15 protein-coding genes and 1 tRNA gene are annotated in these 14764 nt (G+C 62.5%); 9 read left to right on the top strand and 7 right to left on the bottom strand.

The genetic code is table 11. The features are described 5' to 3' along the window. The first annotated feature begins 450 nt into the window (after positions 1-450). The 3 genes from BW994_RS14235 (at position 451) to BW994_RS14225 (ending at position 4285) form a co-directional block, all read left to right on the top strand. Positions 451-1935, top strand: a complete 1485-nt coding sequence (locus BW994_RS14235) for a malonyl-CoA decarboxylase (RefSeq protein WP_029313819.1) — start codon at positions 451-453, stop codon at positions 1933-1935. 159 nt (positions 1936-2094) lie between these two features. After that, positions 2095-4044, top strand: coding sequence for a squalene--hopene cyclase (gene shc / locus BW994_RS14230; protein WP_029313818.1), 1950 nt, complete (start codon positions 2095-2097; stop codon positions 4042-4044). 155 nt (positions 4045-4199) lie between these two features. Further along, a tRNA-Leu gene (locus BW994_RS14225) sits at positions 4200-4285 on the top strand. Here BW994_RS14225 and BW994_RS14220 read toward each other — a convergent pair. From BW994_RS14220 to BW994_RS14200, 6 genes are all read right to left on the bottom strand, one after another. Then, a complete protein-coding gene (locus tag BW994_RS14220) occupies positions 4286-5995 on the bottom strand; it encodes a nitric oxide reductase activation protein NorD (RefSeq protein ID WP_139334121.1) in 1710 nt (569 codons plus the stop codon). After that, positions 5992-6792: a CbbQ/NirQ/NorQ/GpvN family protein gene (locus BW994_RS14215; RefSeq protein WP_175612122.1), complete on the bottom strand. Its 801-nt coding sequence runs from the start codon at positions 6790-6792 to the stop codon at positions 5992-5994. Before BW994_RS14215 ends, BW994_RS14220 begins: the two co-directional genes overlap by 4 nt. Beyond that, positions 6789-6974, bottom strand: a complete 186-nt coding sequence (locus BW994_RS19295) for a hypothetical protein (RefSeq protein WP_139334120.1) — start codon at positions 6972-6974, stop codon at positions 6789-6791. Before BW994_RS19295 ends, BW994_RS14215 begins: the two co-directional genes overlap by 4 nt. Beyond that, the gene (locus tag BW994_RS14210) at positions 6958-7998 is read right to left on the bottom strand and encodes an aliphatic amidase (RefSeq protein WP_029313813.1); all 1041 of its coding nucleotides are present in this window, start codon (positions 7996-7998) and stop codon (positions 6958-6960) included. Before BW994_RS14210 ends, BW994_RS19295 begins: the two co-directional genes overlap by 17 nt. A gap of 199 nt (positions 7999-8197) precedes the next feature. Further along, positions 8198-8809, bottom strand: a complete 612-nt coding sequence (locus tag BW994_RS14205; RefSeq protein ID WP_029313812.1) for an ANTAR domain-containing response regulator — start codon at positions 8807-8809, stop codon at positions 8198-8200. Beyond that, the gene (locus tag BW994_RS14200) at positions 8806-9945 is read right to left on the bottom strand and encodes a transporter substrate-binding domain-containing protein (RefSeq protein WP_029313811.1); all 1140 of its coding nucleotides are present in this window, start codon (positions 9943-9945) and stop codon (positions 8806-8808) included. The genes BW994_RS14205 and BW994_RS14200 overlap by 4 nt, the downstream gene beginning before the upstream one ends. A gap of 311 nt (positions 9946-10256) precedes the next feature. Here BW994_RS14200 and BW994_RS14195 point away from each other — a divergent pair, with 311 nt between their 5' ends. From BW994_RS14195 to BW994_RS14175, 6 genes are all read left to right on the top strand, one after another. Next, complete coding sequence (locus BW994_RS14195) at positions 10257-11321, top strand: HoxN/HupN/NixA family nickel/cobalt transporter (protein WP_029313809.1); 1065 nt, start codon at positions 10257-10259, stop codon at positions 11319-11321. 175 nt (positions 11322-11496) lie between these two features. Beyond that, positions 11497-12705 carry a glycosyltransferase gene (locus BW994_RS14190; protein WP_081849215.1) on the top strand — a complete coding sequence of 403 codons (1209 nt, stop codon included), beginning with the start codon at positions 11497-11499 and terminating at the stop codon, positions 12703-12705. Positions 12706-12715: 10 nt separating this feature from the next. Next, a complete protein-coding gene (locus BW994_RS19290; protein ID WP_139334119.1) occupies positions 12716-12955 on the top strand; it encodes a hypothetical protein in 240 nt (79 codons plus the stop codon). A gap of 23 nt (positions 12956-12978) precedes the next feature. Beyond that, the gene (gene soxY, locus BW994_RS14185) at positions 12979-13479 is read left to right on the top strand and encodes a thiosulfate oxidation carrier protein SoxY (protein WP_029313806.1); all 501 of its coding nucleotides are present in this window, start codon (positions 12979-12981) and stop codon (positions 13477-13479) included. 12 nt (positions 13480-13491) lie between these two features. Then, the gene (soxZ, locus tag BW994_RS14180; protein WP_029313805.1) at positions 13492-13803 is read left to right on the top strand and encodes a thiosulfate oxidation carrier complex protein SoxZ; all 312 of its coding nucleotides are present in this window, start codon (positions 13492-13494) and stop codon (positions 13801-13803) included. A 14-nt stretch (positions 13804-13817) separates the two neighbouring features. Next, positions 13818-14267 carry a DsrE family protein gene (locus BW994_RS14175; protein WP_029313804.1) on the top strand — a complete coding sequence of 150 codons (450 nt, stop codon included), beginning with the start codon at positions 13818-13820 and terminating at the stop codon, positions 14265-14267. Positions 14268-14592: 325 nt separating this feature from the next. Here the strand turns inward: BW994_RS14175 and BW994_RS14170 are convergent. Further along, a partial coding sequence (locus BW994_RS14170) for an ATP-binding protein (protein ID WP_175612121.1) occupies positions 14593-14764 on the bottom strand: 172 nt, incomplete at its 5' end.

Raw genomic sequence — 14764 nt, 5'->3', positions numbered from 1 at the left:
AAGCGCCAGCCCAGCTTCATGGACCAATACAAAATCAACCCCGACGGCAGCATCGACTTCACGCCCGAACAACTCCGCGATATCCTCGGTCCACCCCCACCGCCCGTGCCGCCCTGGCACCAGCCCTTCGTCCCCTCCTTCAACGTCAAAAAACTCTGGCGGAAGGGGCCATGATTTCGCACGTCTATTTCGTTACGATATCAAAACGACAAGCACAAAAAGGCAAGGGAAGTTCTTCTTTTTTGTGAACAAAAAAGAAGCAAAAAAAACTTTGGTAATTTGGGCCCGTGCCGGTTCAAACGCCCGTGCCCCGGAGTCAGAAAGTTTTTTGCTTCTTTTTTACAAAAAAGAAGCCTTCCCTTCCTACCACATACCGCACCGCAGCAACCCGGTTCCAGCCGCACCCGAAATACTCTACAACACCCGTCTGCTCGATGAGGGACCACCACAATGCCCGACCAACAGCCGATCACCCCCGATCATTCGACCCGCTCCTGGCTCGACCGCCTCTGGTCCTCGATCGCCGATCACGGCCGCAAATTCGTCACCCTCCCCAACGACAACCTCCCCTCCCGCCAACGCGCCGAACTCCTGGCCGATGCCCTGCTCGGCGGCCGTGGCGAAGCCTCCGGCGCCGCCCTCGCCGCCGCCCTGCTCGGCGCACTGCGGGGCCTCACCCCGGCCGACCGCACCGGCTTCCTCGAATTCCTCGCCAACAGTTTCGAGCCCGACCACGCCCAACTCGCCGCAGCCGCAAGCGCCTACCTCGCCAACCCCGGCGCCACCACCGCCACCGCCCTGGCCGATGCCGCCGAACCGCCCCGCCAGGAATTGCTCCGCCGCATGAACATGGCCCCCGGCGGCACCGCCGCCCTGATCGAACTGCGCATGGCCGTGCTGGCCGAACTGCGCACCAGCCCCGAACTCGCCCCGCTCGATTCCGACCTGCGCCACCTGTTCGCCTCCTGGTTCAACCGCGGCTTCCTCGAACTCCGCCGAATCGACTGGCGCACCCCCGCCTTCGTGCTCGAAAAACTCATCACCTACGAAGCCGTTCACGAAATCGCCGGCTGGGACGATCTGCGCCGCCGCCTCGCCCCCGACCGCCGCTGCTTCGCCTTCTTCCACCCCGCCCTGCCCGATGAACCGCTCATCTTCGTCGAAGTCGCCCTGGTCCGCGGCCTCGCCGAAGCCATCGCCCCGCTGCTCGCCCCCTCACCCGACGAATTATCCGGCGATGGCGCCCTGCACGATGCCGCCGCCGGCGCCGATACCGCGATCTTCTATTCGATCAGCAACTGCCAGGAAGGCCTGCGCGGCATCTCCTTCGGCAATTTCCTGATCAAACAGGTGGTCGCCGAACTCCAGGCCGAACTGCCCCGCCTGAAACGCTTCTCCACCCTCTCGCCCGTCCCCGGCCTGCGCCGCGCCATCCTCACCTGGCTCGACCTGCCGCAAACCACCCCGCTCCTCACCGCTGAAGAGCGCGACACCCTCCACCGCGCCACCGCAACCACCCCGCCCGACGACGCCACGCTGCTCAAAACCACCCTCGAATCCGGCCCCTGGTGGACCCAGCAACCCCTGGCCACCGCACTCCGCCCAGCTTTGCTCCGCCTCGCCGCACAATACCTCACCGGCGCCTTCCGCACCCAATCGATCCGCCAGGACCCGGTCGCACGCTTTCACCTCGGCAACGGCGCCCGCCTCGAACGCATCAACTGGCTCGGCAACACCGCCAAGCGCGGCATGACGGAATCCTTCGGCATCATGGTCAACTACCTCTACGACCCCGAAGCGATCGAAGCCCGCCACGAAGCCTTCCTGCGCGACGGCACCGTCGCCCGCTCCACCGCGGTCGATCAACTGATGGTCCTGCCCGGCCAAAGCTGGCTCACCCGGCGAAAAAAGACCCCGATCGCCGCCGATAGCTGATCGCCAACCTTCGGATGCCTGATCAGGCTGGATGCTCGATGGCATCGGCCTGCTGATCATCCCGTTCGGCCGCGACACCACCGGCCACACCCTGCCCGAGTAGCAGCGTCAATCACAGCGCTATAGGCGAAACGTAACAATACTGACTATATGGATCATATGCTGAGCAGTTTACCAACCGATCTTCATGAACTCGACGAGGCGATCGGCCGCGCGCACGCGAGCCTTGCCGCAGAGCAGCGGAACGACGGTCATTACGTCTACGAACTAGAGGCCGATGCCACCATCCCGGCCGAATACATCCTGCTCGAACATTTCCTCGACCGGATCGATCCCGCCCTGCAATCCCGAATCGGCATCTTCCTCCGTGCCATCCAGGGCGATTCCCCGCACAACCCCGGCGGCTGGCCCCTGTTCCACGATGGCGCGATGGACCTTTCGGCCAGCGTCAAAGCCTATTTCGCCCTGAAAGCGATCGGCGACGACCCCGCTGCCCCCCACATGCGCCGCGCCCGCGAAGCCATCCTCGCCCGCGGCGGCGCCGCCCGCACCAACGTGTTCACCCGCATCCAGCTCGCCCTGTTCGGCGCCCTGCCCTGGCGCGCCTGCCCGGTCATGCCGGTTGAGATCATGCTCCTGCCAGACTGGTTTCCGATCACGCTCTGGAAAATCAGCTACTGGTCACGCACCGTCATCGCCCCGCTTCTGGTCCTGATGACCGAGCGCCCCCTCGCCCGCAACCCGCATAACGTCACCATCGATGAATTGTTCGTCACCCCGCCCGATGCCGTGACCGACTACATCCGCGGCCCCTATCGCTCGCGCTGGGGCCATGCCTTCAAAGCGCTCGACTCCGCGCTTCGCCCACTCGAACGCCATTTCCCCGCCCGCTCCCGCCGCCGCGCGATCCAGGCCGCAATCGATTTCATCACCCCCCGCCTCAACGGCGAAGACGGTCTCGGCGCCATCTACCCCGCCATGGCCAACACCGTGATGATGTACCACACCCTCGGCTACGCACCCGACCACCCCGATTACGCCACGGCCTGGCAGGCCGTGCGCAAACTCATCACCGATGCGTCCGATCGTTTCGCCGGCGCCACCTACGTCCAACCCTGCCTCTCACCGATCTGGGACACCTCCCTCGCCGCCCATGCCCTCGCCGAAGCCGCCGGCGCCGGCGATACCAAGGTTGCCGCCGCGTGCGACTGGCTGATCCCGCGCCAGATCCTCGACGTGAAGGGCGACTGGGCCCACCGCAAACCCGATGCCCCACCAGGCGGCTGGGCCTTCCAGTACAACAACGCCCACTACCCCGATGTCGATGACACCGCCGTGGTCGGCATGATCCTCGACCGCAACGGCGATCCCGCCCATCACGAGGCGGTCGAACGTGCCCGCCTCTGGGTGCTCGGCATGCAGAGCCAATCCGGCGGTTGGGGTGCCTTCGATTCCGATAATGAGTTCACCTACCTCAACCACATCCCCTTCGCCGATCACGGCGCCCTGCTCGACCCACCAACCGCCGACGTCACCGCGCGCTGCGTCTCCTTCCTCGGCCAGTTGAACCACCCCGAAGACCGCACCGCGATCGATCGCGGCGTCGCCTACCTCCGGCGCGATCAGGAGGCCGATGGCTCATGGTTTGGCCGCTGGGGCACTAACTACATCTACGGCACCTGGTCGGTGCTCTGCGCGCTGAACGCCGCCGGCCTCGATCACGACGACCCCACCATCATCCGCGCCGCCGACTGGCTGATCAGCAAACAACGCGCCGATGGTGGCTGGGGCGAGGATTGCGCAAGCTACGCCGATGCGCCGCGCGGCGAATACCACCAGAGCCTGCCCTCCCAGACCGCCTGGGCCCTGCTCGGCCTGATGGCCGCCGGCCGCCACGATCACCCCGCCGTCGGGCGCGGCATCGCCTGGCTGCAATCGGTGCAGGAGGCTGATGGCTCCTGGACCGAGCAGCCCTACAACGCGGTGGGCTTTCCCAGGGTGTTCTATCTGCGCTATCACGGCTACCCGCGGTTCTTTCCGTTGATGGCGATGGCGCGGTATCGGAATTTGTCGTTGGGGAATAGCGGGCGGGTGAGTTACGGGTTTTAGGTAAGAAGACAGCGGTTCTTTTTTGAAAAAAAGAACCAAAAAACTTTTGTTGATCTGGGCCTAGGGCGCACGGCCGTCACAGTCTCCGCACCAGAGTCAAAAAGTTTTTTGCTTCTTTTTTACAAAAAAGAAGCCTTCCCTTACCCTCGCCTTACGTGGATGTGGCGGAATGGTAGACGCTGCAGACTTAAAATCTGTTGCCCGTCAGGGCGTGCGGGTTCGAGTCCCGCCATCCGCACCATCACGACGTCAACCGCAGATAGATCATCGGCAGCCTCTCCGGCAGTCGCTCGATCCGGTCGATCAGCGCAATCCGGTGCCGCCCGAAAATCCGCCCGAAATACCCATCGCCGCCCGCATCCAACCCGACGCAGAACACATCGATCCCCCGCAGCGATAATTCCTGCACCGCGTGCCGCGCATCCTCGACCAGATAGCGCCGATCGCCGACATCGATATCCGAAGGCTCGCCATCCGAAATCACCAGCAGCAGCCGCCGATACGCCGCCTGCTGCCCAAGCTCGCGGCCGGCATGGCGCAGCGCCGCGCCCAATCGTGTCGAGAGGCTGCCGGCCAGTCCCGCCAACCGCCGCTTCGCCGCGCCATCGAACGCCCCGTCGAATCCCTTGATCGCGCTGTAGCGCACATCATGCCGCCCGTTCGAACAGAACGCCCCCATCGCAAACCGATCCCCCAGCCCTGCCATCGCATCACCCAGCAACGCCGCCGCCGCCCGCTCCAACGCGAGCACGCTGGTGGCCGATCCCGGCAGGCGGTCGTTGGTCGAATGCGACACATCGAGCAGCACCAGCGTCGCCAGATCCCGATGCCGCCGCTCCATCCGGCTGTGAATTCGTGGATCGGGCGATAATCCGGCCCGCAGATCGATCGCGGCTTCGATGCTCGCATCGAGGTCGAGCGTCTCCCCCTCGGCCTGACGGCGCAGCCGGCGCGGCCGGCTGACCCGCGCGTGTTCGATCAGTGCCGCCAGCCGATGCGCCAGCGGTGCATGCGCCGCGATGATCTCATCGATCGCCTCCTGCCGCCCCGCGCGCGCCGGATAGGCCCGGATCGTCGCCCAATGCGGCCGTGCCTGGCGGATCAGATGATCCCACTCGGGATAGGACGCGATCGGTAGTGAGCCATCCTCGGTCGTGGCGGCGGGTCGTGCCGCATTGGCCGGCTGATTGTCCGCCTCATCCGGCGGGCCGCGCGGCGGTTCGGTCTCGGCCGGGGTGATTTTCGCGGCTTCCAGCCAGGTCTCGGAGTCCGCGTCCGGCGGCGGCGGTTCGGTCGCGATCCAGATCCCGGCATTGTCATCGCGATACGCCGGTTCCACCACATAGGTCTTCGCGTTGAACGACACCCGCATCTGCCCCAGATCATTGCCGAGCAACCCGCCGATGCTGCGCGAAACCGCGGGACTGGCCCAATCATCGGCGGCGGCCAGAAACAGCGCGCGGCCCTTTTCGACCCAGGCGTCGCCATCGATATAATCTGGGTCGATCAGCGCCCGTGCCAGCCGCGCGAACAGCGCCGGTGCCATGCCGCCGCTGCCAGGTGAGGCGACGTGGAACGGCAGAAACAATCGCCGCAACCCGGGATACCGCCGCATCGCCAAATGCTCGACCCGCGCATCCTCGATCAACGAGATCAACGCAACCTGCAAAGGCTTCAGACTACCCTGGGTGAAGCGCGCCTCGGTGAACCGTATATGCGCCCCAGCATGCGCGATCGCGGCATGATACAAAAGCGTCGCCTGCGCCGGCGCAAAGCCACGAAACCGCTCCGGCACCCGCACCACGCCATGGCCGAAACTCACCCGCCCCGGCGGCGCCAGTGCTGGCACCGGCATCGATTGCAGCCGCGGATTGGTATCCCACAATGCGGTGACAAACCCGCCCAGCCGCCGCTCCAGCCGCGCGAACAGCACAGGCTCCTCTGCGCTCACCGCAGACAGGCATCCACCGTCGCGGTCAGCGCATCCCGCAGATCCGGATCGTCGGTGATCGGCAATATCAACGCCACCTGGCACGCCGCCGCCAGTGCCACGCCACGCGCGATCAACTGGCCGGCGTGGATCAGCATCCGCGTCGATGCGCCTTCATCGAGCCCATGCCCCTTCAGATGCCGCGCCGCCTCGCCGATCAGCACCAGCCGCCGCGCATCCTCCTCGGCAATCCCGGCCTCATGCGCAACGATCGCGGTCTCCAGCGCCCGATCGGGGTAGAGAAACTGCATCGCGGCGAACCGCTGCTTGGTCGATTCCTTCAGATCCTTCAGCACGCTCTGATATCCAGGATTATACGAAATCACGAGCTGAAAATCCGGATGCGCCGTGATCAGCTCGCCGGTTTTCTCGAGCGGCAGGACCCGCCGGTCATCCGCCAGCGGATGGATGACGACCGTGGTATCCTGCCGCGCCTCGACGATTTCGTCGAGATAACAGATCGCGCCATGCCGGACCGCCCGGGTTAGCGGCCCGTCGTGCCAGACCGTGCCGTTCGCATCGAGCAGAAACCGCCCGACCAGATCCGATGCCGTCATGTCCTCATGGCACGCGACAGTGATCAGCGGCTTGCCCAACCGCCAGGCCATGTATTCGATGAACCGCGTCTTGCCGCAGCCGGTCGGCCCTTTTAGCATCATCGGCATCCGCGCCGCGTAGGCTGCGGCGAAGAGAGCGATTTCGTTGCCCGCGGCACAGTAATAGGGCTCGGTGGTGATGCGGTGGGAGTCCAGGATCATAGAGATAGCCAATCAACGGAAGGTAAGACTTCTTTTTTGTAAAAAAGAAGCAAAAAACTTTTGTTAATCTGGGCTACGGGCGGTTTCAGCGGCACGGGCACAGATGAACGAAGTTTTTTTGCTTCTTTTTTTTCAAAAAAAGAAGTCTTCCTGTCTGCCTTCACTTCACCGATGCCCAGCATTCCCCTCGTTCGGCAGCCCATCGATCGGGCATTCCTCGACACCCACGGTCGTGCGGGTCATCGCCTCGACCATCTCGCGCGTGCCCTCGGGATCGCTGATCCATTTCTGATAGAAATCATACGGGCATTCCGCCACACCGGTGACACCCTCGCGCGAGTTGATCTTGCCGGTATAGCCGCGGTGCAGCAGCTTGAAGAGATGGTTCTCGCTCTGCATCGTCCGACGCGCATCGCGGATCAGCGAGACCGACAATTGTGCGTAGTTGATCCCGTATTCCTCGGTGCCGCATTCGCCCAGCGTCCGCCCATCGAACCCGACGATCGATGAGTGGCCGAAGTAGGAATACACGCCATCGAACCCGGTTGCGTTCGCGACAGCGACATAGACGTTGTTAGCCCAGGCCATAGCCTTGGCCATGATGATCTGCTGTTCCTTGGACGGATACATATAGCCCTGGCAGCGCACGATCAGTTCCGCCCCCTTCATCGCGCAGTCGCGCCAGATTTCGGGGTAGTTGCCATCGTCGCAGATGATCAGGCTGATCTTCAACCCTTTCGGACCGGTCGACATGTATGTGCAGTTGCCCGGATACCAGCCCTCGATCGGCACCCACGGCATGATCTTGCGATATTTCTGCACGATCTCGCCCTGGTCGTTCATCAGGATCAGCGTGTTGTACGGCGCCTTGTGCGGGTGCTCCTCGTGGCGCTCACCGGTTAGCGAAAACACGCCCCACACCTTGGCTTTCCTGCAGGCGGCAGCGAAAATATCGGTCTCCTCGCCGGGGCAGGACGAAGCGGTTTCGTACATCTCGGCGCTGTCGTACATGATGCCGTGCGTCGAATATTCCGGAAAGACCACCAGATCCATCCCGGGCAATCCGGTCTTCATGCCCACCACCATGTCCGCGATTTTCTGCGCGTTTTCCAGCACCTCGGCGCGCGTGTGCAGGCGGGGCATTTTGTAGTTGACCACGGCGACGCCCACCGTGTCCTTGCTGCTCGAAATGTCACCGTGAAGCATAGGTCCGTTCTCCAGAAATGATGGCCGATTAACAAGAAACTCAAGCGAAAGCCGAACAACAAAAAACCCTCGTGTCGTCCACCTGGGGTGGCCGCTACGAGGGCGATATCGCCGTTCAATTGTCCACGGCGCTGTTGCCGTTCGTCTATCGTAACGCTTGATCCGACCTCACGATCGGACCGCGTCGTAGCTGCAAGACCTATCCGAGCAACTCGTGCGAGTCAATAATTGCCGCAGCTACCGCGTTGATCGTGACGCGACGGTCCATCGCCTGGCGGCGGATGAAATTATACGCATCATCCTGGCCGATGCTGCGCGTCTCCACCAGGATCGCCTTGGCACGCTCGATCGTGCGCATTCCGCGCAATGTTTCATCGAGCTTGTCGATCCGCGCGCGCAGGCGTTGTTCATAGGCAAACCTGATATGGGCATGCAGCACAATGGCCGGCACCACCCCTGGCGCCAGCGGGCGGGGCAGCAGCGCATCCGCCGCGATATTGTGCAATTGATCGAGCGCCGGCGCACCGGCGGGCAGCACCACCACCAGCGCCGCCTTCGCCTGGCCCGGCACCCAGGGCAGCCGATGCGCGAGGCCCGGCACCAATTCACTCACGATCACATCCGCCTCGACCGGATACGTCTCCGGCGCCGGCCAGCAATGGCGCACGCTGGCCCGGGTGCGCTGCAATTCGCGGATCAGCATTTCGCCTTCGGCACTGCGCGGCGTCATCACCACGATATCCAACGCCGCCAGCGCCGCTTCCTGCCGACCACGTCCCCCTGATTCGCGCCCCGGTTGTTCCCGAATCATGCGACTTGTGCCCCGTAGCCGACCAGATACGGATCGGCGCCGACCGGCACGCGGGACTGCCAGAAGATGTCGAATTTTCCATCCCCATTCGCCCGCCCCAGCCGTGTCCACAAATCCGTGTGGCCGCACATCGGGTTGATCGTGATCTGGCCCTGCGGCGCCTCGAACGCGGAACCCAGCACCATCGGGCGCAGGCAATCGGTCTCGATCGAATTGGTCATCGCCAGCGCGCGGGCAAAGATGTGAACCTGAAAATACGCGGCCTCGACGCACATGTTCGTCGTCTGATCCGACCCGAAGCGTTTTTTATAGCGCCCGACGAACGCCCGATTCACATCGGAATCGACCGCCTCGAAATAGGGTGCTGCGGTGATGTGGCCGCAACCGACATCCGGCCCCATCGCGCCGATCTCGGCCTCCGTCGTGGTCAGGCTCGCGATCGGCATGATGCGCGGATCGAACCCGGCATCGGCGTAGGCCTGATACAAATGCGTCGTCGCTTCGCCGACCACGGTGGAAAAAATCACGCTCGGTCGCAACTGCCCGCATTCACGCATCAGCGGCAGAAAATCGCGCCGCTGCGCCCGCAGGCCGACATAACGCTCACCCACCACGGCACCACCCGCCATTCGCACCAGTTCGCCGATCACCCGGTTGGACTCGCGCGGATAGATGTAATCCGACCCGATCAGAAAGAACCGGTTGCCGTAGGTCTTCAGCAAATACTGTGACAGTGCCACGCTGTTCTGGTTAGGCGCGGCACCGGTATAGATGATGTTGGGCGAATACTCGAACCCCTCATACAGCGTCGGGTACCACAGCAGCCCGTTCAGCCGTTCCACCACCGGCAGCACCGCCTTGCGGCTGCTCGACGTATAGCAGCCGAAAATCGTGGTCACGCCGTCATCGATCATCAGCCGCTTGGCATGTTGCGCAAACCCCGCCGTGCTCGAACCCGGATCGTAGTGGATCGCACGCAATTCGCGCCCGTTGATGCCCCCGGCCGCATTGATCTCCTCGATCGCCAGGATCGATGCCTGTAACTGCGTCTGCTCGATGACCGAAGTGATACCGGTTTTCGAGAACAACAAACCAACCCGCCACGGCGCGCCGGTCCTCGCCGTGGGATTACCCATGCGTGCAACCTTCCGATGCCAAGAAAATTAAATTTTATTTCGCCGCAGACTCCCAAAGCATTGCATGAAAGCGCAAACGCCCGCAAGGATTTTTCGCTATGCGCGGGCTGGACAAGGAAGTGCTTCTTTTTTGAAAAAAAGCAGCAAAAAACGTTCTGGATTTGGGGTACGGGCATTTGGAGCGGCACGGGCATAATATCGCGATTTTTGTGCTTCATGTTTGTTTGCAAACCACGACACCTTGCCTCCAAACCTGTGCGCCGCCTACCGTGATCCCGCGATGGCAATCACCCAACCACAGGAGCGATCCGATGCTGCGTGCCTTGAAGGCGGTGTTCGATGATCGGAGCGACAACATCCGCGGCAAGATCATCGCGAGCTACGCGTTCCTGATCGCGCTGAACATCTGCGCCTGGGCCGGCGCGCTGCTCGTGTTCCGGCACAATACCGTCCTGCTCGGGTTTTCCGCCCTCGCCTACGCCTTCGGGCTGCGTCATGCCGTCGATGCCGATCATATCGCGGCGATCGATTCCGTCACCCGCAAGCTGATGCAGGATAAACAACGGCCCGCCATGGTCGGCTTTTTTTTCTCGATGGGCCATTCGATGGTTCTCGTGATTGCCACCGCCGCCATCGCGCTCACCGCCATGACCATCGACCATCGCTTCACCATGCTCAACAGCGCCGCCGGCATCATCGGCACGCTGATCTCGGCGGTCTTTCTGTTCTCGATGGCCGCAATGAATCTGGTGATCGCGCGCTCGGTCTACGCAACATTCCGCGCCGCGCGCCGCACCGGGCGGTACGCCGATGATGATTTCGATATCCTGTTGAACAAGCGGGGCTTCATGTCGCGCCTGCTGCGACCGCTGTTCCGCCTGGTGACGCGTAGCTGGCAGATGCTGCTGGTCGGCCTGCTGTTCGGCCTCGGGTTCGACACGGCGACCGAGGTGAGCCTGCTCGGCATGGGCGGTGCGGAGGCGGTGAAGGGCGTGTCGGTCTGGGCGATCATGATGCTGCCGATGCTGTTCGCTGCCGGCATGTCGCTGGTCGACACGACCGATGGCATTCTGATGCTCGGCGCCTATGGCTGGGCCTTCGTCAAACCGATCCGCAAGCTTTACTACAACCTGACCATCACGGTCGTTTCGGTCATTGTCGCCGTCATTGTCGGGAGCGTCGAAACGCTCGGCCTGATCGCCAACGAATTCAGCCTGCATGGCCTGTTCTGGCGCACCATCGGTGCCGCGAACGACCGGTATTTCGGCATGATCGGCTTTCTGATCATCGGAATTTTCGTCGCGAGCTGGCTCGTCTCCACCCTGGTGTATCGGCTCAAGCGGCTCGATGAGGTCGAAATCGCGCTGGTCGATTGATCCTGAGAGCGGCCCAACGTTCTGGCTCGACCATCGGCACTGCGCGGCGGCAACCGCGCGGTCGCGGACATTGTCATTTAATCATCACGCGCGGGGCACCGGTTCCGTGCTTTAGCCTCCGGGCGCAATTCGCATGCGATTGTCCGTTCAAAACCAGCCGGGTGATGCCATCGATATGACTGAATTGACGATACCGGTCGATCGGCGCACACGGCCGATCGCGCCGTTGGCGTGCTGTCCGTCCGTCCAGTTCATCTATTTCGATGCCGGCGGCGGCCATCGCAGCGCCGCTCTGGCCCTGCGCCAGATCATCGAGCAGCGCTATCCGACCTGGCAGGTGGAATTGGTCAATCTGCAGGAATTGCTGCGCCCGGTCGACCCGATGCTGCGGCTCACCCGGCGGCGCGTGTCGTCCGAGACGGTCTATAACGGTATGCTCAAGCGCGGCTGGACCTATGGCTCGCTGCCGCTGTTGCGCGGGTTGCAGGCCGGCATCCGCCTGCGCGCCGCACCGATCGAGGCGCTGCTCGAAACCCATTGGCGCCGGCGGCCGGCCGACATGGTGGTTTCGCTCATTCCGAATTTCAACGGCGTGCTGTTCCGCTCACTCCGCCGCGTGCACGCCGAGGTGCCCTACGTCACGATCATGACCGATATTGCGGATCAGCCGCCGCGCTTCTGGCAGGAGGATCAGGACCAGTTCATCATTTGCGGCAGCGACAAGGCGGCCGAACAGGCGCGTGCGCGGCATTATCGGCCCGAACGCATCATGCAGGTGTCCGGCATGGTGCTCGGCCCGCGCTTCTATCAGGCCGCACGCATCGATCGCCGCGCGGAACGGCTGGCCCTGGGTCTCGATCCTGATCTGCCCACCGCGCTGATCATGTTCGGCGGCAATGGTTCGAAACTGGCACTCACCATCGTGGAACGCCTCGCGCGCCTGCCCTTCGCGGTGCAATCGATCGTGATGTGCGGCCATAACCGGCTGCTCGCCGCACAACTCGCGCGGACCGAACGGTGCTGCGCGGTCGGCTTTACCGACCAGGTGCCGCACTATATGCGCCTCGCCGATTTTTTCATCGGCAAGCCGGGGCCGGGCAGCATCAGCGAGGCGCTGCATCTTGGACTGCCGGTGATCATCGAGCGGAACCGCCGCACCATGCCGCAGGAACGCTATAACGCGGAGTGGGTCGCCCAGCACGAGGTCGGTCTGGTGATCCGCGATCTGCGCCATGTCGGCCAAGCCGTCACGGTTTTGTATCGTGATGATCGGCTGCACGTGTTCCGGCGGAACGCGCTTGGACTGCGTAATCGGGCCCTGTTCGAAATTCCGGACCGGTTGGCCTCGATCATGGATCGGTCGTTGATGCCGTTGCTGAGGTAGGGTGCGGTAAGTGCGTGAAGGAAGCACTTCTTTTTTGAAAAAAAGAAGCAAAAAACTTTCTTTAATTTGGGCTATGGGCATTTTCACTGGCACAGTCCTGGATCAAGAAACGTTTTTTGCTTCTTTGCTGTTCACAAAAAAGAAGACCTTGCATGACGTTGCTTTCATCGCTGCTCGCCAAGGCCCGCTTGCATCGAAAACTACAGTGGCGCATTCTGACCTGAATTATTCGTGCATGCCACGATCATGAAACGCCCAACGAAGCGAGGAAACATGGATTTCATCGGTCAGGTCATCGGCGTGGGGCCAAAACGGCGCGATGTTTTGCGCGCGGTCGCCGCCGGTGCGGCCGCCGGCATTGCCCTGCCGCATTTGGCATCGGCGACTATCGCCCCACCGGCGGTTTCGAGCTATCCCGCCGAAGCGTTCCGCCAGACCGAGAAAAATCCGGCCCTGCAAGCCATGTTCGGCACCTCGGCGTTGACCGATACTGCCGATGTCAGAATGGAAGCGCCCGATATCGCGGAAAACGGCGCGGTCGTGCCGATCACGTTCGATGCCAACCTGCCTGGCATTACCGCGGCCGGCGTGCTCGCGCTCGATAACCCGTTCATTCTCGCCTGTGCCTATAAAATCCCGGCCGGCACCAGCCCTGCAATCTCGAGCCGGATCAAACTGGCCAAAACGACCAACGTTATCAGCGTCATACAGTCGAAGGGTCAACTGATGAGCACGTCCAAGCAGGTCAAGGTTACCCTCGGCGGCTGCGGTTGAAGGAGACCGGAGATGGCTCATCAAATCCTGGTCCATGCCACGACATCGGGCGATACCACCACGGTCGAAGCCCTGATCAAACACCCGATGGACAGTGGCTTCGTCCGTGACAAAGCCGGCAAGATCATCCCGCCCCACTACATCGAAGTGATCGAATTCACCTGCCAGGGTAGAACCGTACTGACCGGCTACTGGGGGCCGGCGGTTTCGAAAAACCCGTTCATCAAATTCTCGTTCAAGGGCGGTAAGGCCGGCCAGCCGATCGGCATCGCCTGGGTCGACAACAAAGGCGAAACCGCCACCAGCACGGCCAATATCGTCTAACGTCACCTCCCAGCATGAACCGCCGCACCGCGCTGATCGCCGCCGCCCTGATCGCGACACTGGGGATAACGCCTGGACGCGCCGATGCACATCCGGACAATGCCAATCCGTTCGCCACTCATAAGCTCGTCCTGCAACTGTCCGATGGCTCGATGGACAAGCAGAATGCCATCATCAGCGCCGCCAACTCGGTCCTGAAAGATTATCCGAACACCGTCTCGATCGTCGTCGTCGCATTCGGACCCGGCGTGCGGATCCTTTATGCCAACGCCCCCCTGCGCGAGGCGGTCGATAGTCTGGTTTCCCAAGGTGTCGAGTTCGATGTGTGCATGAACACGATCGACACCATCAAGCGCAAAACCGGCCACGCACCGAAACTCAACCCGCACGCCACTCCGGTGCCGTACGGTATTCCCCGGATCATGGAGTTGGTTTCAGAGGGCTATATCCTCGTCCGCCCGTGACGACGGGCGGGGGTTAGGCGGCGCGATCCGGATCGCTCAGATCAAGGTGATAAATCACGCCACGGACCGCCGCCGGATGCGGCGGTCCTGGGTCTGATCAGAAGATTTTGGCGACCTGGGCGAGGAAGATCACGTTGTTCTTGACGCCGCCGCGCACGCGGACATCGGTGGTGAGCTGCGTATTCCGTTGATCGCGATCATCCATTCCGGTCGATCGCGATCACTGGTTCCGTTGATCGCGATCATGATGTTCACCATGCCTGAGGCGGGCTTGGGGAACGGCATGACGCGGTGTTGTGGGATACCACTGACGGTTGAACAGGTGTCATTTCTCGATGGTGTTCGTCAAGTCAGATGAAGGGGTGAGGGTCTGGCGTTTTCGAAGGCTTTCTCCTTTCAGTTCGATGCGGTGGGCGCGGTGAACGATGCGGTCGAGGATGGCATCGCCGAGGGTTGGGTCGCCGATGATTTCGTGCCAGCGGCCGATGGGAACCAGG

This window comes from Acidiphilium rubrum, from assembly GCF_900156265.1.
In the GTDB taxonomy this organism is placed as follows: Bacteria; Pseudomonadota; Alphaproteobacteria; order Acetobacterales; family Acetobacteraceae; genus Acidiphilium; species Acidiphilium rubrum.
The sequence above is the reverse complement of the archived record's forward strand: the minus strand, read 5'-3'. Positions and strand labels throughout refer to the sequence as shown.

What these genes read in the sequence shown, in the direction of transcription:
- BW994_RS14235 (WP_029313819.1), top strand. Translation starts at nt 451, where the DNA reads ATGCCCGACCAACAGCCGATCACCCCCGATCATTCGACCCGCTCCTGG.
- shc (WP_029313818.1), top strand. Translation starts at nt 2,095, where the DNA reads ATGCTGAGCAGTTTACCAACCGATCTTCATGAACTCGACGAGGCGATC.
- BW994_RS14215 (WP_175612122.1), bottom strand. Translation starts at nt 6,792, where the DNA reads ATGATCCTGGACTCCCACCGCATCACCACCGAGCCCTATTACTGTGCC.
- BW994_RS19295 (WP_139334120.1), bottom strand. Translation starts at nt 6,974, where the DNA reads ATGCTGGGCATCGGTGAAGTGAAGGCAGACAGGAAGACTTCTTTTTTT.
- BW994_RS14210 (WP_029313813.1), bottom strand. Translation starts at nt 7,998, where the DNA reads ATGCTTCACGGTGACATTTCGAGCAGCAAGGACACGGTGGGCGTCGCC.
- BW994_RS14205 (WP_029313812.1), bottom strand. Translation starts at nt 8,809, where the DNA reads ATGATTCGGGAACAACCGGGGCGCGAATCAGGGGGACGTGGTCGGCAG.
- BW994_RS14200 (WP_029313811.1), bottom strand. Translation starts at nt 9,945, where the DNA reads ATGGGTAATCCCACGGCGAGGACCGGCGCGCCGTGGCGGGTTGGTTTG.
- BW994_RS14195 (WP_029313809.1), top strand. Translation starts at nt 10,257, where the DNA reads ATGCTGCGTGCCTTGAAGGCGGTGTTCGATGATCGGAGCGACAACATC.
- BW994_RS14190 (WP_081849215.1), top strand. Translation starts at nt 11,497, where the DNA reads ATGACTGAATTGACGATACCGGTCGATCGGCGCACACGGCCGATCGCG.
- soxY (WP_029313806.1), top strand. Translation starts at nt 12,979, where the DNA reads ATGGATTTCATCGGTCAGGTCATCGGCGTGGGGCCAAAACGGCGCGAT.
- soxZ (WP_029313805.1), top strand. Translation starts at nt 13,492, where the DNA reads ATGGCTCATCAAATCCTGGTCCATGCCACGACATCGGGCGATACCACC.
- BW994_RS14175 (WP_029313804.1), top strand. Translation starts at nt 13,818, where the DNA reads ATGAACCGCCGCACCGCGCTGATCGCCGCCGCCCTGATCGCGACACTG.